Raw genomic sequence first — 23,829 nt, 5'->3', positions numbered from 1 at the left:
AGTACATGTAATTAACATAGTGAAAGTAATAATACTTGTATAATCTTAAAGCAATTATTACCTAATCTAAATGATAAGGATACGGTATTTTTACAGCCCTATTAATGGATATAATTCCCTTTATTGTTGTAAACTAATTATTAGCTTTATATATTTATGTTTTTAGGAGGAATTATGAGGGAAATCACTTTATCTAATGGAAAAACAGTTGCCGTTGAATGCTTGAGTTGTGCAATAACAAATGGTCTAATTGAAATTGATGGTGGTGTAATAGTTGAAACAGAGTATTTTCACGCGCATCAAGACGTTGCATATCCGATAAAGGGGTTAGTTATTTTAGCATCGAAACGACATATTAAATGTTTGGATGAATTAAATGAAGAAGAAATGATTGATTACATAAACTTATTATCTAAGATTAGAAAAGCACAAAGAGAGGTACTGGGCATAGAACATGTTTATTACTTTTATAATGAAGATACCACCCATCACTTTCACACTTGGATGGTTCCTCGCTACGAATGGATGAACGAGTTTGGTCGTTCCGTCGAATCAGTTAGGCCAGTTTTGCTTCATGCAAGGAACGAATTAAATAATGGTGAAAATGTAAATAGAGTAATTGAAGGAATAGATGCATTAAGAGAAGAATTAAATAAGTAGTATCTTATTGGAATTATTTAGATATGTGCATAAATGCAACGGTAATAATAATAACGGGTTGAGATTATCTCAATACCCCTGTTGTATCCAAAACGGGAGGGAGAAAAAGTGTGCTCTAAAATCATCAAATACGTTAGATCTAGATACATACTGATTACATCTTGTAGTAGGATTAATTGAATGGGTATTTGTTATTGACAACCTTCTTAATGGTGTATATTGTAAATGCATATCGAGAATATCAAAATTCAACTTATTATCCATATAGAGGTGCTAAGGCTATTAAATAAATAATGGGATGTGTATTGATGATGAATGACTTTTTTCAAGCTGATATTATGTTAGAAAATGCGAGAGTATTGGTTGTCCCTTTTTCATTAAAATATAAAGAACCACTAAAGAAAATAGTTTTCGATGAGCATATATGGAGATATATGGGTTTCTCTATTCGCACAGAACATGAATTAGAAGAATATATAGATACAACCTTATTAGAAAAGCTAGAAGGGAAAGCATATCCATTTATTATTATTGATAAAGAAAGTGAAAGTGTAATAGGTAGTACAAGGTTAGGAAATATAAATTTTCATAACAAACGTTTGGAAATTGGATGGACTTGGTATGGTACAAAGTTCCAAGGAACAGGACACAATAAAGCTTGTAAATATGAATTGTTACGATATGTGTTTGAACAAATGAAATTTAACCGAGTTCAATTTAGTGCAGATATTGATAATAAAAAATCACAAAACGCAATTTTAAAGCTAGGTGCTAAACAAGAAGGAATTTTTCGAAGCAATTATATAGATCAGTATGGAAAGCAAAGAGATGATGTATATTTTAGTATTATTGCAGATGAATGGTTTGATACGAAAAAGAAATTCTTTAGTGAGTATGACTAAAATTGAATTATATATTTTATTAATAGGGGTTTATTAAAGCGAGAAAATCTTAATATACATAAACATCTCTAAGTAATTAAGATTCTTTTTCAGAGGTGTTTTTTTCTTGAGATTATATAATATAGAGGTGATAACGATGATAGTCGTAAGTTCATGTTTGGCAGGATTAAAGGTAAGATATAACGGTACACATAGTTTAAATCATAAAATTCATAAACTAATAGAAGAAAAAAAGGCTGTAACTGTTTGTCCTGAACTGTTAGGTGGTTTCTCAACACCAAGAGAACCTGCGGAAATAATAGGAGGTAATGGGGAAGATGTACTGGACGGGAAGGCTAAAGTAATTGAACAGTCAGGTAGAGATGTTACGGAATTATACATAAAAGGTGCTTTTGCTACACTTAAAAAGGTACAGGAGCTAAATGCAACTATAATTGTCCTCAAAGAATATAGCCCATCATGTGGTAGTACAATGATTTATAATGGACAATTTGAAAATGAAAAAATTGTCGGAAATGGTGTGACAACTGCTTTACTCAAAAGAAATGGATTACAAGTAATCTCAGAAGAACAGTTTTCCGAAGTTAAGGTTGAGGTATAACAAAGATAACTATGTTAAAGAATTCCAGGCTAACGTAAATTAAAAAGTCATTTAATATGTAGGAGAATATAATGAAGAATCTAGAAGAAATATGGGCTAAAAGATTCCGACAATATTTGAAAGAACTTTTTAAATACCTACGGTTTGTCTTTGCTACAAGTTATATAGCTATAATTATTGCCGGAAGCTTTGCTGTTGCTTATTATATGAAATGGTTACAGGTGGTTCCGCATGATTTCCCTTCTGAGTTGCTAGTATCCACTGTTTGTGGGATATTGTTGTCATTTAGTAGTCCGACAACATTAATTCGTGAACCTGACCAGGTCTATTTTTTACAGTTAGAGTCCGGAATGGGTAGCTATTTTAAAAAAGCACTGATATGGACATACTGGTCGCAAATTTTCGGTGTATTAGTCATATATATTGCTGCAATTCCACTTTTATTAAGTGTGGAAAGTCCATCTCTATGGAAAATCTCATTGGGATTTTGTACGATACTAATCTTAAAATATTTAAATGTTCAAATTGAGTTTTCAAATCATCGGAAGCAGCAGGGGAGATATCACTTTTTTAATCGTTTACTTCGGTTGTGCATTTCAATTATTGTATTGAAACTTGCTATCGAGGGTGAAATCATTCTCTTCTTTGTTATTATTGTCATATTATTAGCATATGAGAAACAGGATAGAAAGAAAGCTATATTAGAACCTATTCCGTATGACTATTTTTCGAAGATCGAAAGTGCTCGAATGGCTCGATTTTATCGATTTGTGAGTTATTTTACAGATGTACCTTTTTTAAAAGAAAATATTAGTCGAAGAGCATGGCTAGATTTTGCGACTAAACTTATACATTACGATCAAAAGAATACTTCTCTTTATTTAATAGTTCGTACATTTATGAGAACAGATGAGTCTATCTATTTATGGTTGAGGTTAACGATTATTTCAGCTTTTATAGTAGCTTTTGTAAACGTACCTTTTGTTGTATGGGTGATTGTAAGTGCCTTGTCATTTGCAACGACATACCAAATTAAACATATGTTCATTTCTCCGAGGGGTGTTCGAATGAATGCCTTTTATCCGATTCCAGTAACTAATCAACAAATAGCCGTGAATAAGCTATTACGTACATTGATGCTATTACAAAGTAGTATTGTTTTGTTAAGTAGCTTTGTACAAACAGTTTCATTTATTAGTTTCATACTAATACTTATCATAGGGGAAATGACAATTCGCTTTACTGGAACGAAGTAACACAGCGATATTATTGGTCGGAAAAATAATCATAAAAAAGAGATCAATTCAGTTAACTGAATTGATCTCTTTTTGTAATTAATAATTCGGACGATTATTATTTTGTTGTTGTGTATGAATAGCTAGTAGACGTTGTTTTAATTCGCCTTCCATACGAGCAATTTCAATTTCAGCAGCTTTTCGTTTTTGACGTCCATCTGCTTGGATTTGAAGAGTTTCTTCGATTGTTTGAAGAAGGTTTTCTTGTGTTTTTTTCAAAGTATCGATTTCGATGAGACCGCGTTCGTTTTCTTTTGCAGTTTCAATGGTATTTACTTTTAGCATTTCAGAGTTTTTAAGTAACAAGTCGTTCGTTGTTTTAGTAACTTGTTTTTGTGCTTCTACGGCTCTTCGTTGATTGTTTAAAGTAAGAGCGATAGCAATTTGGTTTTTCCATAAAGGGATAGCCGTCATAATTGAAGCTTGAATTTTCTCTGCTAACGTTTGGTTCGTTTGTTGGATCATTCGGATTTGTGGCGCAGATTGAATTGTAATTTGACGAGATAGTTGTAAGTCGTAAATACGTTTTTCAAGACGATCCACGAATTGAGCTAAATCATTTACTTCTTGTACAAGCATTTGGTCGTTAGCAAATTCTGCTTTTTGACGTAATTCTGGTAATAATTTGGCTGTGATTTCGTCGCGTTTTAGTTCAGCTGCAGCGATATAAACATTCAATGCTTCGAAATACGTTTTGTTTTGCTCATATAGTTTATCAAGCATTTGCACATCTTCTACTAAACCGCGTTTAGAATGTTCCAATTGAATGCCTATGCGGTCAATTTGTGTGCTAAGTTTTTGATATTTTGTCATCATTTCTTGGATTGGACGTGCTATTTTACCGAAAAGTTTGCGAAGACCTGACTTTTTATCTTGAGAAAGTTCTTCAGGATCGATTTCAGATAGCTTATCCATTAAATCTTTTAAGACATCACCCACTGGACCAATATCTTTACGTTGTACATGGTCAAGCATTTGATGAGAAAAGCGTGAAAGTTCGTTTTGAGCATTAGCACCGTAAGTTAAAATGGATTCATAGTTACCAACTGGAATTTGCGAAGCAAGTTGTTCCGCTTTCTTTTTATCCTCATCCGATAATCGGTCAATTTGTTTGACGGGCATGTCCGGAGTAGGAGATACAGATGGTGCTTTCGCTAGTTCTGGTTGCATATCAAACGGATTACTAAGTAGGTCGTCCATTGATTTAATTGGTTCGGGTGAAGATGGATTATTCGTCATATAAATTCTCCTTTCGAGCTAGCAAAGGCTTGTTTTTTTGCGTTGAGATCTGTGCAAAATCAAGTTCCATTTTTAACTCTTCTATATCAGATGCTAAGACTGCTCGTAGATCTTCTTGCATTGTATGATTTAAGTCTTCTAATGTATCGCGCGTTTGTTGAAGAGCTATATGAACATCTATGTCTTTAATCGGTTGCGTTGAGAGTAGGGCATATTTCTCAGTTAATTCAGCAGCTGATTCTAGATGTGCATAAAAGAAATCTTCAGCTTGGTAAAATTTCTTTGGGTTTGTCCGTACGATTTGGAAAATCCGTTTTGCTAATCGATTCATTTCAAATAGTTGTTTAAAGGCCGAGATAGAGCGAACCTTTGTGTAGTGTCGATTTAAGTTTTTAATTTGTGCTTCTGCAAGCATCATTTGTTCTTTAATGTGACGATATTCTGAGCGAGTTATGCCTACCAGTTTCAATTGCTTTCTTACTTGAACTTTTTTCACAATATAGGCTGTTGTAAAATAAGTGATTAAACCTAAGCCAGAACATTCAAGAAAATTCAGTTTAAAACCAAATAGAAATACAAACCACATGAAGAAAGTAAAAGGGATTGTGATTGCATATCTTGCTAGAAAGTGTCGGAAATTGAGCATTTTAAATTCCTCCTTAAACACCCTAATATTATGTACGAAATAGATACAAGAAAGTTTCACTTTATCGTACAAAAAAGAGTCGGTTTAAACTATATCCGACTCCATAGAAGTATACCCTTTTAAATCATTATGTAATTCAACACGAAAACTATTATTTTCCGATTGTGGATTAACACCACGTTGTACATACGGTAGAAATTGTTCGATTTGTTATATTATGTCGTATACATCAACTTCAATTTGTTTACGTTCATTTAAATAGCATGTACCCTTCAAGTCGATTTCAATAGATTTTTGTTTAATGAAAAATCGATATCCGTTATTTTGAACTTTGCCAGTAAATACGAAATGCGCTCGCTTTTTCATACTGTTGTCCCGAATAAATTCAGAAGTGGTAAGCCGGAATTTTCTATATTATCGGCTTACCTATATTTATATTATATTATGAAGCGCTCTTTTTCCAATTTTTCAATGAGTTCATTAATAAAATGGAGTACTTGCTGAGATGAACTTTCAACCTCTTTTAGTGCTAATTCAGCATCGGAGATTTTACCTGCATTATAGGAAACAGCTGCTCGTTTTGCAGCTTCATGAACTTTTTGATGATATGCGTCTAACTCGATATAGGCTTTTTCTTTACCGAATCTATCGCGTGCTTTTTCAGATGAATACCATTTCCCTAGTCTGCAATCTCTATGTGAAGATACTTCACTTTCTTCAATTTTCTCTAGCCCTAAGAACATATTATAGACGCGCCATTTCCATAGAATATGATCTGCTTTTGATAATTGTAATAGAGCATTACTTGAAAGTTGGACGTTATTATTTTCAACAATGCTTAATCGGAAATGATTAATCTCAGCACCTAGTTGATGGATACCAGCTGATGTAGCTTGTCCTAATTCGCGAATATCATCTTGCAAATCAGAAATTTGTACCATACGATGAGAGACTTCATCTATTGCTGCAGCTTGTTGTTCTGATATTGCTGCTGTATTGGTTACATCCACATTGATCTCTTCGATCGCTTCTACGATTGAGGAAAGAAGTGGTAGGGAATCTTTTGCCTCATTTGTTGCCTCTTTTATAATAGTAGTTGTTTGAGAAATTGATGTTGCTACATTACTTGAATAGCTTTTTAGATGTTGTACGTTTGAAGAGACTTCTCCTAATGCTGATACAGTGTTTTCAGCGAGCTTACGAACTTCTTGAGCAACAACAGCAAAGCCCTTTCCGTGTTCACCTGCACGTGCAGCTTCTATAGAAGCATTTAGCGCAAGTAGGTTTGTTTGATCAGCAATCTCTTTTATTAAAGTTACTACATTCTCGATATCATTGACTCGTTTTTGTAATTCACTGAATGATTCTACAATCGATGTGAAGGTTTCTTCTGTTTTGAAGATTTCATTTAATGCTAAGTCAATTGTGTTTTTACTATTTGTTGCATATTCAACGGAGTCAGCTGTTTTTTCAGAAATACGGGCGGATGTTTTAGCTACTTCACTAATGGAGGCAGTAATCTGCTCTGTTGCAGCAGTGGATGATTGAATTTCTTCGTTTTGACGATCCAAACTATATACAAGGTCTTTCATATACATAATTTGTGAGTTCGTATCCATCAAAGCTGAAACTTCACTAACTGCGTGTTCAATCATTCTTTCTGTCGCTACCTCAAATAATAGTTCTTGATCGATATTCACAGCACCTTGAAATGAACGCATCAAGTCGAATGCTTTGGCAGGTTTGTACCCAAAGTTATACAATATGTGTGTAGTCACATAAAAAGCAAATTGATTGAAGATAACAATAGTTTTACCTGGTTCAAATTTATGGTGTCTGAATAAGTAGAAGAAACGTACTGTTTCATCTACGTACTTTTCATCTCTTGGAAGTAAAAAGAATGCATTTAAGTATTTTTCTATATATTGATCAGAAATTGGATTATGCTTTTCAGGTGCAATTTCTTCTAAGTATTTTGTGAAAATATCACGCATAGAAGGTGTACATTCCAATAATTTTGAATACAGCTCTTTTAAGTTTTCTTCATCTCTTTTATGGAAATTATTAAATGCTAGTGTATCTTTAAATCTCCCAATGGTATTGATATCAGTTCCTCTTTGGAGTAGTTGAGCCATTTCTAATTTGGGTCTAATAGTAGCAAACATCCGTATCCCCCTGTGTTAAAATATTGTATTTTTATAGTAATTTTAGCACATTAACAGTAGGGAATAAAGGCACAAAAAAGATTTCGATAGAATATTCAAAATACAAATAAAAGGATTTGAAAAATATGTATAAAATAATTTATATGAAAGCGGATTATGAGCCGTGGTGGCAATTTGAAGGTTGGGAAGAACATATTGTTGAAGAAAATGCATTTGAAATAAAAGAAGAAGCCGAACAATATTTGGTTGAGACATTACAAAATTTTAAAGAAAAGTATGATCACGACTCTAGTAAAAAAGAACGATTCTGGGCATTTTGGTCTGATGATGAAATTGGGTTTTGTGAAGCTTGTGATGAAGATATCCAAACTTATCACGGTATTATTTGGTTAGATGAGAAAAATCAACCTAAAATATAAGAATATTTACCAAAAATCATGAACATTCGTTGACAAAACTTCCAGCTGTACGTATAATTATCTTAACAATTGAAATTGATTAACCGCAACTCGCATTCACATATTACATAAAGTGATCGGCAGTAGTTCGGTACTTTATGTAATATGTGAATTTTTGATTTCGGTCATTAATTGCATATTGTCTACATTTATTTTTTTGGAGGTTTTCTCACATGAAACAAGGTACAGTAAAATGGTTTAACTCAGAAAAAGGCTTCGGTTTTATCGAAGTTGAAGGCGAAAACGACGTATTCGTACACTTCAGCGCTATCCAAGGTGATGGCTTCAAAACTCTTGACGAAGGTCAAAAAGTTGAGTTTGAAGTAGTTGAAGGTAACCGCGGACCACAAGCAGCTAACGTTACTAAACTTTAATATTAGCTAATAAAAAGGAATATCTTTCGGGATATTCCTTTTTTTGTTCTTTTTTTATGTATATGGTAAGTGTTCTTTGAAAAATATGTATCAGAAAAGCTTCTGTTGCTAGTATAAGTTTAAATGAGTGAAATAATACATTATTACAAATTATTTTTGGAAGAAGATTTCTAAGAATCCAAATACGTTCAGAATAATTAAATAAATGATATTAAAAAAGAAGTAATCGTGATTTCTGGGTTATAGGGAAGTGATAGTCTTTATATAACCGTAATCAAAATGTTATACTATTTTAATCAAATAGGAGGTGGCGTTATGATTAATAAAATTGGACAAGTAATGCTATATGTAAACGATGTTGAGGCAGTGTCAACTTTTTGGGAGGATAAATTAAACTTTGTAGTTCGACAAAAAAGCACCGAACCATTATCGGTAGAGCTTGCACCTACTGAAGACAGTGAGACTAGCTTTGTTTTGCATGATAAAGAATTTATAGCTAAGATGAGTCCGGAATTACATTTAGGTACACCATCTATTTTGCTTTATTCAAATGATCTTGAAAAAGACTATCAAACTTTACAGGGAAAAGGCGTAAAAGTCGGAGCAATTGTTGAATTACCTCATGGGAAAGTGTTTAACTTTGCGGATGTAGAAGAGAATTACTTTGCTATTATTGAACCAAAATAATTCTTAACTAAACGCCATTTAAACAATAGTGTTTTGTACAACCAAATTGGTGGAATCTTGTCGATGACTAAACGAGTATTCTGGATTCGCAATTTTATCATATCATCTGAAATATTGTTAATGGGAGCGATAAATCTCACCTTCTAATAATCCATAAAAAAGAAAAACACATATTAGTGATGGCTAATATGTGTTTTTTTATTGATGTATAAATTTTTATATTTCTTTTAAAGTAACTTTTTCAATACAGCACGTACAGGACTTCCATCTGCTTCAACCAATGGAAGTGGGAGGGCTGCCAACTTATAATTACCTGGTCCAATATCGTCTAATACAAGCCCCTCTAAAATGTGAATTCTATGACTGGCAAGTTCATGATGAGCAGACAATTCTTTACTATCAAGTGGATCTACAGAAGGCAAATCAAGACCAATAAGACGAACACCGAGTTCTGAAAGATATGCCGCTAATTCTGGTTGGATATGAGGAATGGTTTGTGGAAACTCACTTCGATCCTTCCATGCATCTGTGCGGATTAACAATCGCGTCACGCCTTGTAGATTTAGATTGGATAATTCATTGACGCCAATGCTAGTTCTGTTTGGTAAATGGATGACTGTTGCATTCCCTATATATAAATCGAGATCCAGATCAATTACTCTTTTTCCATCGTTATCAAAATGAAAAGGTGCATCAATATGAGTACCAGTGTGTAAACTCATATTGATTTGACCTACATTGACAGATCCACTCTCTACTTTACTCCAATTGACTTTGTATGAGAATGGTGTATCCCCTGGCCATACTGCAACGTTTTCATCAAGACGTTGTGAAATATCTATCCATATACCCATGCATCTTACCTCCATCTCTTTTGGCTATTATTTTCTTTGCCGTTCTTTTAAAAGTAAAACCTACTTTATTTCTTCTTATAACTTTGTTCTTAGACTCCAAAGTTCTGGGAAAAATTGTTGATCAAGTACTCTTTTTAAATACGTAACACCTGATGATCCACCAGTTCCTTGTTTATGACCAATAATTCTTTCCACTGTACTTACATGATTAAAACGCCATAATTGCTGTTGATTACCAATGTCCACTAACTTCTCGGCCAACTCATATAAGTCCCAATATTGCTCAACATCGCGGTAAACTGTCAACCATGCGGCCTCCACACTGGCATTTGGTTCATATTTTTGTGAAAAATCCCTGTCAATTGCTTCTTGATCAATAGGTAATCCACGCGCCACCAGGGCATGAATCGCGGCGTCATAAATACTTGGCTCATGAAGGGCCTGCATCATTTGCTCAGATAAATCTGTCTGATGTTGATAGACTGATAGCATATGGATATTTTTGTTTCCTAATGCAAATTCAATCAAACGATTTTGATAAGATTGGAATCCAGAAGATTGTCCTAGTTTATCCCTAAATTCCATGTATTCAGAAGGCGTCAAAGTTGAAAGGACACTCCATGACTGAATCAATTGCTGTTGAATCCTCGATACGCGCGACAACATTTTAAACGAGGGTTCCAGCTTATTTTGGCGTATACACTCAGTAGCAGCTGCCAACTCATGTAAAATGAGCTTCATCCATAACTCACTCGCTTGATGGATAATGATGAAAAGCATTTCATCATGATGGTCAGAAAGTCTATGCTGACTAGATAAAATCTTATCAAGGTGGAGATAATCTCCGTAAGACATCGATTTTTGAAAATCGGTTTGAATTTCTTTCTCTAGCCCAGTTATTATATGTTCATTGTTATCCTTATTCTTCATTCTGCAATCCCCTCACTTTTGGATTTCACGTTATGCAACCACTTCTCGTTCATTCTTGAATTTTTCATATTTTTTTTCTAACATGATATTCTTAAGTATTTGTACCACTTTCCAAACTTCTGCGTAGGAAGTATATAGGGCAACTGGAGCAAGGCGAATGATGTTAGGTGCTCGGAAATCCGGAATGACACCGTTTTCTTTCAATGCCTTACAAATGCGTGCAGCTTCTTTATGCTCAAGGCTCACATGACCTCCGCGACGTATGTCTTCTCTAGGAGTTCCAATGAAAAATCCCATATTTTCCAACTCAAATTCCACTAAATCTATTAAATATTGATTGATTTTTAGAGATTTTTCTCGAATATTCTCGATTCCTGCTTCTATAAAAATATCTAAAGACCCAATCAAGGGTGCACAACTTAAAACATGAGGTGTTCCGATTTGATATGCACCCGCAGATTCAGCTGGTGTTAATGTATGCTCCATATCGAATTGTTTATCTTTTCTGGAACCGAACCATCCAGCCAATCCAGGCATCGTTCCAAAATGTTTTCGATTTACGTATAAGCCCCCAACTGCGCCAGGACCACCATTTAAGTGTTTATAATTACACCAATACGCAAAGTCAACACCCCATTCACTGAATAAATGCGGAATTGCACCAATAGAATGACATCCGTCAAATCCGATCATGATACCTCGTTTATGTGCTTCCTCAGTTAAACGTTTCATATCCAATATTTGACCACTTCGATACAGTACTGTAGGCAAGATGATCAGAGCGATGTCATCGGTCATTGCTTCGATAATGTCATCCTCATCAAGAAATCGGCCATCGCGACTTTTCACACGAATGAGGTTGGTTTGCGGGTCGTATCCATGTATAGACAGTTGACTTTGAAGAGCATAAATATCAGTCGGAAAAGTTAGTTCATCTGCTAAAATTTTTGTGCGTATTCCTTCCGGCTTATAAAAAGTAGCTACAAGTTGATGCAGATTTACAGATGTAGACCCGGTTACAATAACTTCCTCGTGAGATGCACCAACTAATTGTGCAATCTTCTTGGACAATTTCTCTGCCATGTAAAACCATGGGTGATTCCCTTGAGTCCATCCGTCAATCCCGTATTTTTTCCAATCCTCTAAGGATTCCAAAAGAGTTCGCTCAGCTCTTTTCGAAAGAAGTCCCAATGAGTTTCCATCCATATAGATAGTATCTGGCTTTAAATAAAACTCTTCCCGAAAACTTTTAAGGATATCTTTCTCATCCAGTCGTTTTGCGTAATCCAAAGTGTATTTTGAAACCATAATGATCCTCCTAAATTGGTTTGCCTGAATATTCCAGAAGAATCGTACCAAAGAATATGACACAATGTCAATAAGTTAATTCAGAAAATTATTAATATTAAATTATTCTAATATTTTTTCCAATAAATGTTTTTTATTTTGGGGGATTTCCTTTATGCTTGTAGATAAGGGGAGGAATAGGAATGGATAATGGTAAAGTAGGGGATAAACGACATTTACGCTCAATTATGACACGTCAAAAGTTATTAGAAGTTGCAAAGGAAATTTTCCTTGAAGAAGGTTTTCAAGCTGCGGTTATTTCTCAAATGATAAAAAAGGCAAATATCGGTTATGGAACTGCATATGTTCATTTTAAAGGAAAAGAGGATCTTTTAATTGTATTAATGGAGAATATCATGGAGCAGTTTTATGATATTGCCGAAACCTCTTTCTTTCCAAAATCAAAAGATGAAGCACAGCTTATTATAAACAAACAAGCAAATGCTTTTTTGAAAATGGCAGAGGCTGAACGTAATATGATGCAAGTTTTTGAACAGGCTATTGGAATTTCAACTGTTATATCAGATAAATGGAAAGTAATTCGGATGAAGTTCATTCAGCGAATATCAAAGGACGTCGCCTATGCACAGCAAAATGGACTGGCAAGAGCTGAACTAAACCATGAGCTTGTAGCAAAAGGATGGTTTTTTACAAATGAAATGTATCTTTGGGAAATTGTCCGTAACGAACATCAAAGTTCTATCGAAGAAATTGCTCAAACCATCACTTCGGTTTACTTCGAAGGTTTGTATTTGTGAATATATTAATAATGCCATAATTGGTAGTTCAAAAAATCTTCAAGTTTTATACAATCAGTAGATTTAGCTTTATTTATTCAAGTAATCCTGCTACTTTTCAGATAATCTATATAGAGAAGAATCATACTAAATAAAGGATAAAACATATACTTTTAATAAACAGGAGGGTGTTAATAATTGTTCCTTTCAAATACCATTATTTCACTTTTCCAGATCACTTCTTGAAAAACAAGTCGAGTATCTTGAAGTGGAAATAAGAAATAATTAAAACGTGATAATAGACGTTCTTTGTCTACAACAGATAATCTATTAATTTTATTGAAAATTTCAACTATCTCCAATCTAACTGCACCTAAACTTATATTCTTACAACAATTTTAGAACGAATGTTTGAAAAAAGTTGAATGTCAACTGTGTAATTAAACAGAGGTCGTTTATTAAATTGAAATGGATTATTGTTACTTAATTTGTGTATTATGGATATATGAAGTAGTGGAAATGCAAATGACTAATAATTTAATTGATATAGAGGTGATTTATATAAAAGTACAATTAAAACCCGTAACGAGAGAAAATTGGGAAGAAGCAATGAGGTTAAGTGTTAAAAATGGACAGACGAATTTTGTGCCTTCAGTTGCAGTCTCTCTTGCAAAAGTATATATCAAACCAGATGGAGATTCTGTTGAATACATACCATTCGCCATTTATGACAATGAGCAAATGGTTGGCTTTATAATGCATGCTTATGAAGAAAATACGACAGATATGTATTGGATAAACGGTTTTATAGTGGATAACAAATATCAACGTCGAGGGTTTGGTAAAGCGGCATTAAATGAGATGGTTCAGTGGATAGTAAATCGATTTGATATTTGTAAGGAGATACGTTTAACAGTCCATAAAGAAAATATAAATGCACGCCATTTATATGAACAATTCGGTTTTCTGATTACAGGAGAAGTATATGATGATGAGGATGTTATGTATCTACCTATTAAATAGATATAATCTATAAAAAATAAGGTGGTTAGAAATACTGATGGTGAATAAAAAAGGCGTTATTGTAATGACGCTTATATCGGCAATCCTCTTTTGTTCTTTAATAATCGCTAGTTCACTTACACCTATCTCTGATTTGGGCCCGAATACCAATAAATTTGGCTCGGTAGGTATGTGGTTAGGCATGTTGATGATATTGTTCTGCTATCTATTACCTGTAATCCTATTTTTAGCAGGAATAAATGCGATGAAATTCGTTATGGCAATATTTTGTGGCTTCGGCATTCTAATATTTACGGCTACAATAGGAACAGTGTTTGTCTTAGGCATTGTTCAAAATATCGTCCCTGAAGTTTTAGTCGTCGTTGCGATCTGTTTAGCTGCAATAATAGTCAATATTAGCTGGTTTTTTGTAGCTTTTCGACCTTCAAACATTCGGTTAGTTGTATCCAATGACTAGGAACTGGTAGTTTAGCTTAACAGAGGCAGAACAAATCAATTACAAATTTTTTAATAATATAGATAAAGAGTATGTTTTGAAGAATTTGTTTCAAAACATACTCTTTAATTTTTAGATTGCTAGTATATACGAAATAATATAATTGTAAAGGATGTCAAAGCCACTCTAAAATTTCAATTCGATTACCAAAAGGATCGTTTATATAAATTCTATTGGCTCCTGGCAAATCGTCATCATTAATGAATTTAATATCGTTTTTGGATAAATGGGATTTTAAAGCTTCAATATTTTCTATCTCAAAAGCTGGATGTGCCTTTTTGGCGGGAGTAAATGGTTCTTCAATTCCAATATGAATTTGATAGTGAGCGAATTCAAACCAAACACCACCTCTTTTTTTTAACAGTTCTGGTTTTGCAATTTCTCGAAATCCTAGAATATCACTAAAAAATCTTTTCGCTTTGTCTTCTGAACCTTTAGGAGCAGCTAGTTGAATATGAGCAATCGATTTAAATACAAATGACATTGTAAAACCTCCTTGAATTGTTATACTTCCATTTTATCTCAAATCATTTGATAAGAAAATGTGATTAAAATTATGAATATTTATAATAATTACTTATGTCGCTTTTTGGAATATTCACCGTTGAGTAGATTGAAGTTGGAAATTTATTGTATTAATTATATTTGAAAGCGATACTTCCATAATTTAAAGCATATACATTATTGAAGAGGGTAGTCAGTGGCAAACACAAAAAGGAGTTGGCATATGACGAGTGCAAATCAAAAATCGAAAGAGGAACATAAAGAGAAAATAAAGTTCTCCGTAATAATCCCTGCACATAATGAAGAAAAGTACATAGGGAAATGTTTAGAATCAATAAAAAAGGCATCACAAGCATATGCAGATCAAATCGAAATCATTGTCGTATTAAATCGATGTACAGACAAAACGGAGGAAGTTGCAAAGTCTTATAATTGTATTACATTAGAAAATAAAGATAAAAACTTATCTATAATCCGAAATGCAGGTGTTGCAATAGCACAAGGTGAAATAATCATCACCATTGACGCCGATACACAGATGACAGAGGGAATGCTGTCGAATGTAGACAATTATTTAGCATCAGGAAAATACATTGGAGGTGGCGTGAACGGGCAGTTTGAAAGGATGTCTTTAGGAATCATCGTCTCTGCATTGTTATTAATTATTCCCTTACTTTTTAAGTACGGGTTAATATCAGTGGGGATTTTTTGGTGTTATAGAAAAGACTTTAACGCAATCAACGGATTTAATGAAAATATGTTAATGGCTGAAGACGCAGATTTTGCAAAACGATTAAAAGAATGGGGAAAGAAAAATAATAAAAAGTATGGAACGATAAAAAATGGAATGATTACTTCATGTAGAAGATTTGATGCTTACGGGGATTGGGGATTATTGAAAAATCCAAGAGTGATTTTAGCTTATTTAAATGGTACTGATCAAAAATATGCGGATAGAACATATTATGAGAACCAAGTAAGATAACTAAAATGGACTGGAAACAAATGTAGAGTATCCTCATCCATAAAATATATATTGATATGAAAATCGAGTAGTTTGTATGGGTATCTTAAAACTTTAAATAATACTTATCAAATGTGGCATGAACCTCTCTATTACTAGCATATGATATTAATAATATGTTACGAGGAGGAAGAGATATGAAGAAATCACTGGTCATTATGGGAAATGGGAATACATACGTTGTTGATGAATCTCCCGACGAGTTCTATGAAAATTATTTAAGTGAAACAGTAGAAAGTTATGCATACCTTGATTTGGATGATTTTACAACGGTAGCGATTGCACATATCTCTGAAATTGTTGGTATAGAAGAGTAGTAATTTAAGCCACATCTACTAGGTGTGGCTTTTTATTTTGAGTTACTTTAGAAAATGACCATCTCTTAAGAATTAGCAAAATCTTACTGTAGATTGTATAATACATATATAGTTCTTAAATTATTTAATCATTTTAAATTTTAATAACTAAAATTATCTAAGGGATGATTGTGATGGAAAAATCTTTTGAAGACGCTATAAAGAATTTAATGGAGGAAATGTTTGATATTCAAAATAAATCAAATGAATTTATGAAGGTACTTACGCATGAAGAAAACCTCTCAGAAAATTTAATCCTCTTATTGCTTAGACTAAAATTATTCAAACATATGAAAATTACTGAAATCTCAGAAGCGTTTATGCTAACACCTGGAGCAGCAACGAATATGTGTGATAAACTTGAAAACTTAGATTATGTAGAAAGAATAAGGATAAAAGATGATAGAAGAGTTGTAAGGGTATCTCTAACTAAAAAAGGGGAAGAAAGAGTTGCATTAATTTTTTCAAAATTCTCAAAAGAAAAGATAGAGGAAATCTCAAGCACATTTGTAGAGATAAATAAGCTATTTAAAAAAATCGAATATTAATCAATTCTAAAAACAGATTACTTCCAATCTGTTTTTTTGTTTTTTAAAATTCTTATGTCACTAAAATCACTGTTTATCGAAGGGGCATTTTAAAATCCTTATAAAAGTAGTTAGTTATCTCAATATATATGTAGTTGATAGCATTTTCCAACTAACCAACTCTTATTGTGCAAATAAAATAATGAAATCCTGCATAATAATTAAAGTTTATTTTAAATCCAAACAATCATATTTGTAGTGGATATAGAAAACAGGGACAAAAAGACATATTCTTTTTGTCCCTATGTAAATAATCTTGGAGAACTATATTTAGGTAGTGTATGCCCTAAATTATTTTGGAATTTCTTTGTACGCTAACTTCAAAATTATATCTTTGTGTTGAGGATATTTTAGTAAAAGTTCGTCTTGTGTAAATAACTCGAAGTCTTGGAATTCAAAACCTGGAGAAACCATGCACCCAACAAGAGAGCATACATCTTCCCCCATAACAGAAGAGCCAAAGATTGAATGTTTAGGAACTAAAGCTTGAGGAACTTCTCCTTTTTCAAGATTTAATCCTAATTTAATCTCTTCATATTCTCCATTTTCATGAATGATATGGATTGTTAAAGGACTACCACCGTGATAATACCATAATTCATCAGATTTCAAACGATGGAAATGAGAAATATCATTTGACGTTAATAGAAAATAAATACTCGTATAAAGCTTTCTTTGACCTTTAAAAGTTACTTGTAATTCTTTATCAGAAGTGCGTTCCTCAGATTGGAAAGTTTCTTTGTAATATCCACCTTCTGGATGTGGAATAAGTCCAAGTTTTGATATCCAAGATTGTAATTCACTTAGTTTGATCATTTTATATATCCATCCTTTCAACTCAATATCTAAATATTACATCATTTCTTTATGTCATAGTTAGACTTTTATAAAAGAAAACTGTAAATCTACCCGTTAAAAAGCAAAGTATTATAGCGTTATTGAGATTGATCGAATTAAAAAAATCGCATCTTCCTTCCTTATGTATGCTCAGAATATAGGGCTAGGGAAAGGTCGATACAACGATTTAATGATATGGTAACAATCTACCTCCATTATTATTTGATGGGGTTTCTATCCTTAGATATTGTGGAAAATCTTTTATTTAAAAAATTTGACAATTAGTATCGTGCTTATATATTATAGTTTATATATATTTTAGTAATTAAAATATTTTATTTTTGAAGTTAAAATGATTATTATTAATTCTAAATAAGGAGAAGAGTATGAAAAGAATGAAATGGATGATTGGGGTGTTGATTTTAATGATAGCTGGCTCTATTGTTGCATCGAATATGAGTAAAAAAGATGTTGAGTACAAGAGTGATTTGGATAACGTAAAGAGGATTTATGTTGATGCTGATATTTCAAACATTGTTATTGTCACTGGTGAGCAAATGATGAATGTTAAATATACAGGTCAAAAATCATTAGTTGGAAGTCCTAGCATGGATATTGTTTATGAGAAGGATCAAGCCATTATAAAGGTAAAGGCAATTCAAAAAAAGTGGATGACCATAGTGCCTGGTTCAACAAAAAGAGGGGAATTGGTATTGAATATTCCTTCTAGATTATTAGAACATGTGCAAATAAATACGCGAAATGGCAATATAACTGCAAAAAATGTAAGTGAAATTAATCAATTAAGCCTTAGTTCGAGTGTAGGAAATATTATTGTAGACTCTTTTAAAGGGGATGACTTAAATATAGAAGCAAAAAACGGTTCTATTAAAATAGGGTCTGTGGATGGAACGGTTAATATAAAGAACCAAACAGGCTCATTAAAAGGTTTGATTTTTACACATATTAAGGGTAAGAACAAGATAAAATTGTCAAACGGCAATGTCCACATAACGCTACCTAGAGAGCTAGAGATGAATGAAATTAGCTTTAATATTGCAACTAAGAATGGGAAGATAACCTCAAAAAATGATAGATTACTAAACGAAAATATTATTAAACAAGGGGCGGGAAATCGAATAGTAAATAACATAAAGTCGGATAACGAATTAGATATTTCTGTTTCAGTAGGTCATATAAAAATTAAATAATTGACTAAAGCTAATTAAATGAAAGAGCTGTTTGTTATACAAGACTTTCTAAATATACCGTATAATAAGGGTGTACTCTTGTATTAATTAAACTATTAAAATAAGCATTCTTCCGAAGTCATATCACATTTTAATTTTTGCACACTATAGAGGAAAAGATAGAGATATTACAAATGAAGTAACAGAGAGTACATCAATGTTTTTTATGAATGTAAATTGAGTGAAGCGGCCTAGTTAGGTCGGTATTGTTTAATGGAGGTAGCTATATGAAGTACGAAACTATTTTGTTCGATGTTGATGATACTCTATTCGACTTTAGTAAGTCGGAAAAAAATGCCTTACATAAAACTTTTGTGGAGTTCGGATTACCTACGGGATTGGCGGATTATGAAGCAAACTACAAAGAGATTAGCATGATGTTATGGAGAGATTTGGAACAAGGACTTATCACTTTACCAAAACTGGGAGTTGAAAGATTTAAGCAGTTGTTCTATACAAATGAGCTTGAAATTAATGCTGATAAGTTCAGTTGTGTGTATCTTGGATATTTGGGCAAGGAAATACATCCTATACAGGGAGCCGTAGAAGTATGTGACAAGCTTTCTGGGTGTCGGCTGTCTATTATCACAAATGGCTTTAAAGATGTGCAGATATCAAGAATAGGGGGCTCTCCTCTCAGTAACACTTTTGAGCATATCTTTATTTCTGAAGAAGTTGGATTCCAGAAACCTGAAAAAGGTATTTTCGATTATGCATTTTCCAAGCTACAGATTACAGATAAAGAAAAAGTGTTGATCGTGGGTGATTCTTTAACCTCTGATATTCAAGGTGGGATAAATTACGGGATTGATACGTGCTGGTTTAATCCGCATTATAAAGAAAATAAAATAGGAATTAAGCCGACGTATGAAATACATGAGCTGACGGATCTTTTAGAAATTGTATAGGAGTAGAGAAGTTTAAACGAATCATCAATTTATTTGTTTTGTAATATATTTCAGCATATAAATGGAGATTAAATTCTAAGCGTTGACATGAAAAACCCCGCACTTTCCAATTAAATTGGGAATTGCGGGGTTTTGTTCGGTTTAAATCCTTAAAAGTGATTAAAGGATTATTTCAAACCTTCTTTTTCTTTCCACTCTAAATATTCATCATAAGTTAATTGCTTATCTAAAATTGAACCGTCTTCACGGATTTCGATTACGCGGTTAGCAATTGTTTGAATGAACTGATGGTCATGAGATGTGAAGATCATAGCGCCTTTGAAGCGGATTAAACCTTCATTTAGTGCTTGGATTGACTCAAGGTCAAGATGGTTAGTAGGCTCATCAAGTAAAATAACATTTGCAGAAGCAAGCATCATTTTAGAAAGCATACAACGAACTTTTTCTCCCCCTGATAATACAGAAGGAGATTTTTTCACTTCTTCACCTGAGAATAGCATACGACCTAAGAATCCACGTAAGAAGCTTTCAGTTTCGTCTTCTGGTGAATATTGGCGTAACCATTCTACTAATGATTTCTCATTGCCTCCGAAGTATTTATCATGATCATTTTCAAAGTAGCTTTGAGATGTAGTAACACCCCATTTATATGTTCCTGCATCTGCTTCTTTTTGTTCCATTAAGATATCAAGAAGAGCAGTTTTTGCTTGCGGGCTACCTAATAAAATGATTTTGTCTTCTTTGTTCATAGAGAAGCGAATGTCTTTAAATAGAGTTTCGCCATCATGACTTGCTGTTAGACCATCAACAGTTAACACGTCATTACCAATTTCACGACCAGTTTGGAAGTTGATGAATGGATATTTACGGCTAGATGGTTTAATGTCATCAAGCTCGATTTTATCCAACATTTTTTTACGAGAAGTTGCTTGGCTAGATTTAGATGCGTTCGCAGAGAAACGAGCAACGAATGCTTGTAGCTCTTTAATCTTCTCTTCTTTCTTCTTGTTTTGGTCAGACATCATTTTTTGTGCTAATTGGCTAGACTCATACCAGAAGTCATAGTTACCAACATATAATTGGATTTTAGAGAAATCAAGGTCAGCAATATGTGTACATACTTTGTTTAAGAAGTGACGGTCATGGGATACAACAATAACCGTATTTTCAAAGTTGATTAAAAATTCTTCTAACCATTGGATTGCTTTTAAGTCAAGGTGGTTGGTAGGCTCATCCAGTAATAGAACGTCAGGCTTACCAAAAAGAGCTTGTGCTAATAACACTTTAACTTTGTCTGAACCTTCTAGGTCAGCCATAAGCATATAGTGAAGTTCGTCACCAATCCCTAAACCATTTAATAATGTTGCCGCTTCAGATTCAGCTTCCCAACCGTTTAGGTCAGCAAACTCACCTTCTAATTCAGCAGCACGCATGCCATCTTCATCAGAAAATTCTTCTTTTGCGTAGATTGCGTCTTTTTCAGCTTTTACTTCCCAAAGACGTTTGTTCCCCATAACAACTGTATCTAAAACGTTAAATTCATCGTATTCGAAGTGATTTTGCTTTAATACAGAAAGACGTTCGTCTTTACCCATTGATACGTGGCCATCTTGTGCCTCAATATCACCAGATAGAATTTTTAAGAATGTGGATTTACCCGCACCGTTTGCTCCGATTAGTCCGTAACAGTTACCCGGTGTGAATTTAATATTTACGTCGTCAAATAATTTACGGTCGCCATAGCGAAGACCTACATTACTTACTTGAATCATGTAAGTTCCTCCTTTTTTTCACAATGCTTCAAGTATATCATGGAACGCTATGCAAGGCAGTAAATAAAACTCTAAAAGTGTATAAATTTACGTATAATATATGCTTTTAAGCCAAAACCACTGCATTTTGCAGCTTATTGAGAAAAAAAATAGTAAGAATGGTCATTCTAAGTGCATCTTTTGTAAAAATATTGATATAGAAAAAATTAAACTTTAGATTATACTCATTTTTTGAATCTCATAGAAATAGAATTAATAAGATGTAAATCAAAGAAAAGGTGGGATTCCTATGAAAGGGAAAGTCGCGGTGATGACAGAGCCTGAGCAACTTATCTTTGAAGAATATGATTTACCAACAGCTGGACAAGGTAGCGTGTTAGTGAAAGTGATTCGAACGAATGTATGTGGTTCTGAACTACACATTTGGAGAGGACAACATCCGACAAAAAAATCAGGTGTAATGGGACATGAGATGGTGGGAGAAATTGTGGAACTTGGTGAAAATGTCACAACGGATTTTGCTGGAAATCCAGTGAAAGTTGGAGACAGGATTGCAGCTGCTTACTTTTTAACTTGCCGCAAGTGTACCCATTGTCAGCAAGGTTTGTTTAACTTGTGCGAAAATGCATACGAATTTTGGAGTAAGGATGCTCATGAATATCCTCATTTCCATGGTTCGTTTGCAACGCATTATTATATTCATCCAAATCAATATTTTTATAAAGTACCAGGAAATGTCTCAGATGCATCTGCAGCCAGTGCCAATTGTGCATTGTCTCAAGTATATTATGGGGTTGAAAAAGCGGGTATTAAGTATGGCGATACAGTCGTCATACAAGGAGCTGGAGGACTTGGATTGAATGCATCCGCTGTTGCGAAATCATTAGGTGCGACAGTAATTGTGATCGATGCAGTTGAAAGTCGCCTTGCACTTGCGAAGAGGTTTGGGGCCGATTATACAATTTCTTTTGCAGAATATCCTTCAGTAGCAGATCGCGTAGCTCGCCTATTAGCTTTAACGAATAATAGAGGCGCTGATATTGCGATGGAGTTAACGGGTGTACCTGCTGCATTAAATGAGGGTATCCATTTATTAAAAGCAGGAGGCAAGTACATTAGTATTGGTAATATCTCACCAGGAAAGTTGACTGAGTTTGACCCAGGGCTAATGACGCGAAAAAATATTCAGATTTTAGGAGTTATTCGATACAATCCATGGTATTTGCAAAAAGCACTCACGTTTTTAAGTGACAAAAGCGATGTATACCCATTTGATGACATGCTAGCTTGTGATTATACGTTAGCAGATATTGCAAAAGCACTTGATACTTCCGCAACTCGTGAAATAACACGAGCTTCAATTTTAGTCAATGAAGGAGTGTAATTATGAATCCCATTCTAACTGAAATATTAGGAGATAACGGACAGATTTTAAACATAACTTTAAATCGACCGAAAATGCTCAATGCTTTTAATACAAAAATGGCTGAGTATATGTTGTCACTTTTAAAAGTTGTATCAACTGATTCGTCCATTAGGGTTGTACTTTTAACTTCTTCAAATAATGACGCATTTTGCTCTGGAGCAGATTTGAAGGAACGTCAAGGGCTTTCTGATGAGGCTTGGAAAGCGCAGCATGAGTTATTTGAGCAAATGTTTTATGCGCTTGAGGATCTACCACAGCCAACAATTGCCGTAGTGAATGGCTATGCTTTGGCGGGTGGTTTTGAATTAGCGCTCAATTGCGATTTACTCGTTGCAGCAAAAACATCGAAATTTGGCTTACCGGAAGTAACGCGTGGCATAATGCCTGGATGTGGTGGTTCTCGCCTTTTACCTAAACGAGTGCCATTACATAAAGCGAAACAATGGTTGTTTACCGGTGAAATCTTTGGAGTAGAAGAAGCAAGTGATGCTGGTCTACTTAATGCGGTCGTTCCACCGGCGGAGTTGTTCCAAACAGCACTAAGACTTGCAAATAAAATTGCAAAAAATGCTCCTTTGGGTGTGCAAGGTTGTAAGAAGAGTGCAAATACGATAGGAGCGTTATCAAATAGTGAAGCGCGAAAACGAGAAATAGAGATTTATAATCTAGCGGTTAATTCAAATGATCGTCTTGAAGGTGTGCTTGCATTTAATGAGAAAAGGGCGCCGATTTTCACAGGGAAGTGAGGGAG

At 33.8% G+C, this 23,829-nt stretch carries 27 protein-coding genes; 17 read left to right on the top strand and 10 right to left on the bottom strand.

Translation table 11 applies throughout. The features are described 5' to 3' along the window. The first annotated feature begins 174 nt into the window (after positions 1 to 174). From BK137_RS16500 to BK137_RS16485, 4 genes are all read left to right on the top strand, one after another. A complete protein-coding gene (locus tag BK137_RS16500) occupies positions 175 to 660 on the top strand; it encodes an HIT family protein (protein WP_038189383.1) in 486 nt (161 codons plus the stop codon). Between the two features lie 308 nt (positions 661 to 968). Further along, positions 969 to 1,562: a GNAT family N-acetyltransferase gene (locus BK137_RS16495; RefSeq protein WP_038189379.1), complete on the top strand. Its 594-nt coding sequence runs from the start codon at positions 969 to 971 to the stop codon at positions 1,560 to 1,562. Between the two features lie 136 nt (positions 1,563 to 1,698). After that, a complete protein-coding gene (locus BK137_RS16490; protein ID WP_038189376.1) occupies positions 1,699 to 2,163 on the top strand; it encodes a 2-thiouracil desulfurase family protein in 465 nt (154 codons plus the stop codon). 71 nt (positions 2,164 to 2,234) lie between these two features. Continuing rightward, the gene (locus tag BK137_RS16485; RefSeq protein ID WP_038189373.1) at positions 2,235 to 3,419 is read left to right on the top strand and encodes an ABC transporter permease; all 1,185 of its coding nucleotides are present in this window, start codon (positions 2,235 to 2,237) and stop codon (positions 3,417 to 3,419) included. Positions 3,420 to 3,497: 78 nt separating this feature from the next. Here the strand turns inward: BK137_RS16485 and BK137_RS16480 are convergent, their stop codons facing one another. From BK137_RS16480 to BK137_RS16465, 4 genes are all read right to left on the bottom strand, one after another. After that, the gene (locus BK137_RS16480) at positions 3,498 to 4,697 is read right to left on the bottom strand and encodes a toxic anion resistance protein (RefSeq protein ID WP_038189370.1); all 1,200 of its coding nucleotides are present in this window, start codon (positions 4,695 to 4,697) and stop codon (positions 3,498 to 3,500) included. Then, complete coding sequence (locus BK137_RS16475) at positions 4,687 to 5,343, bottom strand: 5-bromo-4-chloroindolyl phosphate hydrolysis family protein (RefSeq protein ID WP_038189367.1); 657 nt, start codon at positions 5,341 to 5,343, stop codon at positions 4,687 to 4,689. The genes BK137_RS16480 and BK137_RS16475 overlap by 11 nt, the downstream gene beginning before the upstream one ends. Before the next feature lie 210 nt (positions 5,344 to 5,553). Continuing rightward, complete coding sequence (locus BK137_RS22700) at positions 5,554 to 5,709, bottom strand: acylphosphatase (RefSeq protein WP_235175768.1); 156 nt, start codon at positions 5,707 to 5,709, stop codon at positions 5,554 to 5,556. 71 nt (positions 5,710 to 5,780) lie between these two features. After that, a complete protein-coding gene (locus BK137_RS16465; RefSeq protein WP_038189364.1) occupies positions 5,781 to 7,508 on the bottom strand; it encodes a globin-coupled sensor protein in 1,728 nt (575 codons plus the stop codon). 125 nt (positions 7,509 to 7,633) lie between these two features. Between BK137_RS16465 and BK137_RS16460 the strand changes: the two genes are divergently transcribed. From BK137_RS16460 to BK137_RS16450, 3 genes are all read left to right on the top strand, one after another. Further along, positions 7,634 to 7,927, top strand: coding sequence for a DUF1033 family protein (locus BK137_RS16460; RefSeq protein ID WP_038189359.1), 294 nt, complete (start codon positions 7,634 to 7,636; stop codon positions 7,925 to 7,927). Between the two features lie 212 nt (positions 7,928 to 8,139). Beyond that, on the top strand, positions 8,140 to 8,340 hold the full coding sequence (locus BK137_RS16455) for a cold-shock protein (protein ID WP_038189357.1): 201 nt from the start codon (positions 8,140 to 8,142) through the stop codon (positions 8,338 to 8,340). Between the two features lie 315 nt (positions 8,341 to 8,655). Then, complete coding sequence (locus tag BK137_RS16450) at positions 8,656 to 9,027, top strand: VOC family protein (RefSeq protein WP_038189355.1); 372 nt, start codon at positions 8,656 to 8,658, stop codon at positions 9,025 to 9,027. Between the two features lie 227 nt (positions 9,028 to 9,254). Here the strand turns inward: BK137_RS16450 and kynB are convergent, their stop codons facing one another. From kynB to kynU, 3 genes are all read right to left on the bottom strand, one after another. Continuing rightward, positions 9,255 to 9,881 carry an arylformamidase gene (gene kynB / locus BK137_RS16445; protein ID WP_038189352.1) on the bottom strand — a complete coding sequence of 209 codons (627 nt, stop codon included), beginning with the start codon at positions 9,879 to 9,881 and terminating at the stop codon, positions 9,255 to 9,257. A gap of 75 nt (positions 9,882 to 9,956) precedes the next feature. After that, positions 9,957 to 10,811 carry a tryptophan 2,3-dioxygenase gene (gene kynA / locus BK137_RS16440; protein ID WP_038189349.1) on the bottom strand — a complete coding sequence of 285 codons (855 nt, stop codon included), beginning with the start codon at positions 10,809 to 10,811 and terminating at the stop codon, positions 9,957 to 9,959. 30 nt (positions 10,812 to 10,841) lie between these two features. Next, positions 10,842 to 12,119: a kynureninase gene (gene kynU / locus BK137_RS16435; protein ID WP_038189347.1), complete on the bottom strand. Its 1,278-nt coding sequence runs from the start codon at positions 12,117 to 12,119 to the stop codon at positions 10,842 to 10,844. Between the two features lie 182 nt (positions 12,120 to 12,301). Here kynU and BK137_RS16430 point away from each other — a divergent pair, with 182 nt between their 5' ends. The 3 genes from BK137_RS16430 (at position 12,302) to BK137_RS16420 (ending at position 14,375) form a co-directional block, all read left to right on the top strand. Then, positions 12,302 to 12,916, top strand: a complete 615-nt coding sequence (locus tag BK137_RS16430; protein WP_038189344.1) for a TetR/AcrR family transcriptional regulator — start codon at positions 12,302 to 12,304, stop codon at positions 12,914 to 12,916. 540 nt (positions 12,917 to 13,456) lie between these two features. Beyond that, the gene (locus tag BK137_RS16425; protein WP_038189675.1) at positions 13,457 to 13,918 is read left to right on the top strand and encodes a GNAT family N-acetyltransferase; all 462 of its coding nucleotides are present in this window, start codon (positions 13,457 to 13,459) and stop codon (positions 13,916 to 13,918) included. Positions 13,919 to 13,955: 37 nt separating this feature from the next. Beyond that, positions 13,956 to 14,375 (top strand): DUF5391 family protein, encoded by a 420-nt coding sequence (locus BK137_RS16420; RefSeq protein ID WP_038189341.1) that lies wholly within the window; start codon positions 13,956 to 13,958, stop codon positions 14,373 to 14,375. A gap of 154 nt (positions 14,376 to 14,529) precedes the next feature. Here BK137_RS16420 and BK137_RS16415 read toward each other — a convergent pair whose 3' ends face one another. Next, a complete protein-coding gene (locus tag BK137_RS16415; RefSeq protein WP_038189338.1) occupies positions 14,530 to 14,898 on the bottom strand; it encodes a VOC family protein in 369 nt (122 codons plus the stop codon). Positions 14,899 to 15,141: 243 nt separating this feature from the next. On the opposite strand from BK137_RS16415, the gene BK137_RS16410 reads away from it, so the two are divergent. The 3 genes from BK137_RS16410 (at position 15,142) to BK137_RS16400 (ending at position 16,846) form a co-directional block, all read left to right on the top strand. Next, complete coding sequence (locus tag BK137_RS16410; RefSeq protein ID WP_038189335.1) at positions 15,142 to 15,903, top strand: glycosyltransferase; 762 nt, start codon at positions 15,142 to 15,144, stop codon at positions 15,901 to 15,903. A 176-nt stretch (positions 15,904 to 16,079) separates the two neighbouring features. Beyond that, on the top strand, positions 16,080 to 16,259 hold the full coding sequence (locus BK137_RS16405) for a hypothetical protein (RefSeq protein ID WP_038189333.1): 180 nt from the start codon (positions 16,080 to 16,082) through the stop codon (positions 16,257 to 16,259). Positions 16,260 to 16,432: 173 nt separating this feature from the next. After that, positions 16,433 to 16,846 (top strand): MarR family winged helix-turn-helix transcriptional regulator, encoded by a 414-nt coding sequence (locus tag BK137_RS16400; protein WP_038189330.1) that lies wholly within the window; start codon positions 16,433 to 16,435, stop codon positions 16,844 to 16,846. A 330-nt stretch (positions 16,847 to 17,176) separates the two neighbouring features. On the opposite strand, the gene BK137_RS16395 is transcribed toward BK137_RS16400, so the two are convergent. Next, the gene (locus BK137_RS16395; RefSeq protein WP_179078285.1) at positions 17,177 to 17,701 is read right to left on the bottom strand and encodes a cupin domain-containing protein; all 525 of its coding nucleotides are present in this window, start codon (positions 17,699 to 17,701) and stop codon (positions 17,177 to 17,179) included. 407 nt (positions 17,702 to 18,108) lie between these two features. Here BK137_RS16395 and BK137_RS16390 point away from each other — a divergent pair, with 407 nt between their 5' ends. Next, complete coding sequence (locus tag BK137_RS16390; protein WP_038189315.1) at positions 18,109 to 18,933, top strand: DUF4097 family beta strand repeat-containing protein; 825 nt, start codon at positions 18,109 to 18,111, stop codon at positions 18,931 to 18,933. Positions 18,934 to 19,199: 266 nt separating this feature from the next. Further along, positions 19,200 to 19,880 carry a YjjG family noncanonical pyrimidine nucleotidase gene (locus BK137_RS16385; RefSeq protein WP_038189313.1) on the top strand — a complete coding sequence of 227 codons (681 nt, stop codon included), beginning with the start codon at positions 19,200 to 19,202 and terminating at the stop codon, positions 19,878 to 19,880. Positions 19,881 to 20,047: 167 nt separating this feature from the next. On the opposite strand, the gene BK137_RS16380 is transcribed toward BK137_RS16385, so the two are convergent. Next, positions 20,048 to 21,652, bottom strand: a complete 1,605-nt coding sequence (locus BK137_RS16380) for an ABC-F family ATP-binding cassette domain-containing protein (protein WP_038189310.1) — start codon at positions 21,650 to 21,652, stop codon at positions 20,048 to 20,050. Positions 21,653 to 21,941: 289 nt separating this feature from the next. Between BK137_RS16380 and BK137_RS16375 the strand changes: the two genes are divergently transcribed. Together BK137_RS16375 and BK137_RS16370 are read left to right on the top strand one after the other, a co-directional pair. Beyond that, on the top strand, positions 21,942 to 23,036 hold the full coding sequence (locus BK137_RS16375; protein WP_081730137.1) for a zinc-binding dehydrogenase: 1,095 nt from the start codon (positions 21,942 to 21,944) through the stop codon (positions 23,034 to 23,036). 2 nt (positions 23,037 to 23,038) lie between these two features. Then, positions 23,039 to 23,824 (top strand): enoyl-CoA hydratase/isomerase family protein, encoded by a 786-nt coding sequence (locus BK137_RS16370; protein WP_051448821.1) that lies wholly within the window; start codon positions 23,039 to 23,041, stop codon positions 23,822 to 23,824. The last annotated feature ends 5 nt before the right edge of the window (positions 23,825 to 23,829 follow it).

It is taken from the genome of Viridibacillus arenosi (assembly GCF_001955655.1).
Classification (GTDB): Bacteria; Bacillota; Bacilli; order Bacillales_A; family Planococcaceae; genus Viridibacillus; species Viridibacillus arenosi.
The sequence above is the reverse complement of the archived record's forward strand: the minus strand, read 5'-3'. Positions and strand labels throughout refer to the sequence as shown.

What these genes read in the sequence shown, in the direction of transcription:
- BK137_RS16500 (WP_038189383.1), top strand. Translation starts at nt 175, where the DNA reads ATGAGGGAAATCACTTTATCTAATGGAAAAACAGTTGCCGTTGAATGC.
- BK137_RS16495 (WP_038189379.1), top strand. Translation starts at nt 969, where the DNA reads ATGATGAATGACTTTTTTCAAGCTGATATTATGTTAGAAAATGCGAGA.
- BK137_RS16490 (WP_038189376.1), top strand. Translation starts at nt 1,699, where the DNA reads ATGATAGTCGTAAGTTCATGTTTGGCAGGATTAAAGGTAAGATATAAC.
- BK137_RS16485 (WP_038189373.1), top strand. Translation starts at nt 2,235, where the DNA reads ATGAAGAATCTAGAAGAAATATGGGCTAAAAGATTCCGACAATATTTG.
- BK137_RS16480 (WP_038189370.1), bottom strand. Translation starts at nt 4,697, where the DNA reads ATGACGAATAATCCATCTTCACCCGAACCAATTAAATCAATGGACGAC.
- BK137_RS16475 (WP_038189367.1), bottom strand. Translation starts at nt 5,343, where the DNA reads ATGCTCAATTTCCGACACTTTCTAGCAAGATATGCAATCACAATCCCT.
- BK137_RS22700 (WP_235175768.1), bottom strand. Translation starts at nt 5,709, where the DNA reads ATGAAAAAGCGAGCGCATTTCGTATTTACTGGCAAAGTTCAAAATAAC.
- BK137_RS16465 (WP_038189364.1), bottom strand. Translation starts at nt 7,508, where the DNA reads ATGTTTGCTACTATTAGACCCAAATTAGAAATGGCTCAACTACTCCAA.
- BK137_RS16460 (WP_038189359.1), top strand. Translation starts at nt 7,634, where the DNA reads ATGTATAAAATAATTTATATGAAAGCGGATTATGAGCCGTGGTGGCAA.
- BK137_RS16455 (WP_038189357.1), top strand. Translation starts at nt 8,140, where the DNA reads ATGAAACAAGGTACAGTAAAATGGTTTAACTCAGAAAAAGGCTTCGGT.
- BK137_RS16450 (WP_038189355.1), top strand. Translation starts at nt 8,656, where the DNA reads ATGATTAATAAAATTGGACAAGTAATGCTATATGTAAACGATGTTGAG.
- kynB (WP_038189352.1), bottom strand. Translation starts at nt 9,881, where the DNA reads ATGGGTATATGGATAGATATTTCACAACGTCTTGATGAAAACGTTGCA.
- kynA (WP_038189349.1), bottom strand. Translation starts at nt 10,811, where the DNA reads ATGAAGAATAAGGATAACAATGAACATATAATAACTGGGCTAGAGAAA.
- kynU (WP_038189347.1), bottom strand. Translation starts at nt 12,119, where the DNA reads ATGGTTTCAAAATACACTTTGGATTACGCAAAACGACTGGATGAGAAA.
- BK137_RS16430 (WP_038189344.1), top strand. Translation starts at nt 12,302, where the DNA reads ATGGATAATGGTAAAGTAGGGGATAAACGACATTTACGCTCAATTATG.
- BK137_RS16420 (WP_038189341.1), top strand. Translation starts at nt 13,956, where the DNA reads ATGGTGAATAAAAAAGGCGTTATTGTAATGACGCTTATATCGGCAATC.
- BK137_RS16415 (WP_038189338.1), bottom strand. Translation starts at nt 14,898, where the DNA reads ATGTCATTTGTATTTAAATCGATTGCTCATATTCAACTAGCTGCTCCT.
- BK137_RS16410 (WP_038189335.1), top strand. Translation starts at nt 15,142, where the DNA reads ATGACGAGTGCAAATCAAAAATCGAAAGAGGAACATAAAGAGAAAATA.
- BK137_RS16405 (WP_038189333.1), top strand. Translation starts at nt 16,080, where the DNA reads ATGAAGAAATCACTGGTCATTATGGGAAATGGGAATACATACGTTGTT.
- BK137_RS16400 (WP_038189330.1), top strand. Translation starts at nt 16,433, where the DNA reads ATGGAAAAATCTTTTGAAGACGCTATAAAGAATTTAATGGAGGAAATG.
- BK137_RS16395 (WP_179078285.1), bottom strand. Translation starts at nt 17,701, where the DNA reads ATGATCAAACTAAGTGAATTACAATCTTGGATATCAAAACTTGGACTT.
- BK137_RS16390 (WP_038189315.1), top strand. Translation starts at nt 18,109, where the DNA reads ATGAAAAGAATGAAATGGATGATTGGGGTGTTGATTTTAATGATAGCT.
- BK137_RS16385 (WP_038189313.1), top strand. Translation starts at nt 19,200, where the DNA reads ATGAAGTACGAAACTATTTTGTTCGATGTTGATGATACTCTATTCGAC.
- BK137_RS16380 (WP_038189310.1), bottom strand. Translation starts at nt 21,652, where the DNA reads ATGATTCAAGTAAGTAATGTAGGTCTTCGCTATGGCGACCGTAAATTA.
- BK137_RS16375 (WP_081730137.1), top strand. Translation starts at nt 21,942, where the DNA reads ATGAAAGGGAAAGTCGCGGTGATGACAGAGCCTGAGCAACTTATCTTT.
- BK137_RS16370 (WP_051448821.1), top strand. Translation starts at nt 23,039, where the DNA reads ATGAATCCCATTCTAACTGAAATATTAGGAGATAACGGACAGATTTTA.